The organism is Oleiphilus sp. HI0066 (assembly GCF_001635725.1).
In genome coordinates this window covers 1-1,407 of the sequence record NZ_LWFH01000558.1, presented here as the reverse complement: position 1 = coordinate 1,407, position 1,407 = coordinate 1, and the positions used below count along the sequence as shown (strand labels likewise).

At 40.5% G+C, this 1,407-nt stretch carries 2 protein-coding genes; one reads left to right on the top strand and one right to left on the bottom strand.

The window, feature by feature from the left end; all coding sequences use genetic code 11:
• The coding region (locus tag A3738_RS07575) for an aldehyde dehydrogenase family protein (protein WP_156504062.1) at positions 1–395 on the bottom strand (395 nt) is incomplete at its 3' end.
• Positions 396–607: 212 nt separating this feature from the next.
• On the opposite strand from A3738_RS07575, the gene A3738_RS07570 reads away from it, so the two are divergent.
• Positions 608–1,407, top strand: an 800-nt coding sequence (locus A3738_RS07570) for an AsmA family protein (protein WP_156504061.1), incomplete at its 3' end; no start/stop codon positions are given.

Sequence of the window (1,407 nt, the reverse complement as noted above, 5' to 3'; positions counted from 1 at the left end):
ACCTCTCGCGCAACATTCTCAACCGTTTCCCCCATAACTAAGCTAGGAATATTGCACGCCTGCTCGACGACCTCTATTCCACGCCAAACATCGCCCATAGCATCTTCGATGTTCTTACCTGTGTCGACCGCTAAGATTTCTGCTATCTCGCGCTGCTTCTCTTTTAATAGGTGTTGATAGCGAAACATTAAACGAGAACGATCCGTCACTGCAGTATTTTTCCAAGCTTTATAGGCTTGTTTAGCGCCTTCAATAGCTAGCTCCATTTCAGCTTCAGACNCGCATGGCACTTCAGCAAGGACTTCTTGGGTTGCTGGATTTAATACAGGTAATTTGTTTTGGCTTGTGCTTTCAACGAACTCGCCGTTTATCAACAAAGGGACTTGAACTGGCATAGATATTCCTAACAGGTTTTATTTTTATTCAACTTAGTAACTCTACTCTAGTTTAAATACATAGGACTGATCAAAACTTGCTTTTTAACTGATCAATGTGGACAAACACTTTGAAGATAAAGCGCAAATGTCTAAACCGTAAACTCCTGTTAGTCCAATGGATATATTCGACTCACTAAGATTTAGACTCGAATTATCAACAGTCATTGGCCATGCTTAAGCTTGCACTAAAAATATTAGTTACGATTTTCGTTATCTTGGTACTTACAATCATTACTGTTCTAAGCAGTATTGATGTTAATGACTATAAAAGAGACATCGAAAACAGTACGAAGGACCGTTTCGGTTTAACTATAAAAATTGATGGGGAATTGAAGCTTTCTTGGTGGCCTCTCGGTGTAACCCTTGACTCTCTCAGTATTCTAGATCAAGAGGGGCAAGTATTTACTCAGGTATCACAGATCGACCTATCGATAGACACGCTCAGCTTGCTCAAGCTCGCCCCTGAAATTAACGGAATTTATTCAAACGGCGCTCATATTCATCTGTATGTCGACGAATCTGGAAATCGTAATTGGGATCTTTTGACTGAAGGCGGTAAACCGGTCGATGAAGAGTCACAAAAAACAGATAGTTCAGTTGTCACCACCGACAATACAAATCTGAAACCTACAAGCACAGAGTTGGCGACGATACCATTTTTGGCAAAGCATATTCATATTCAAAACTATCGAGTGGACTACATAAACGCGCAAAGCTCTCTGAATATCTCACTTCACAGCTTTGACTTAGAAGTGAATAATGCAAGACTAGATGAGGATTTTCCTATTCAATTCAGCTTCACTTATGAAGACAAGCTACAAGGGACACGCTACTTCAACAGCCTCAGAACAAAAGCAAATATCAGCGCTGAACGTCAAATGCTATCACTCATTGGACTTGAAAATAATCTCGACCTTTCTGGGATACTGCCTAATAAGAAAACCATACAGCTCTCGCTAACTGGAAACTT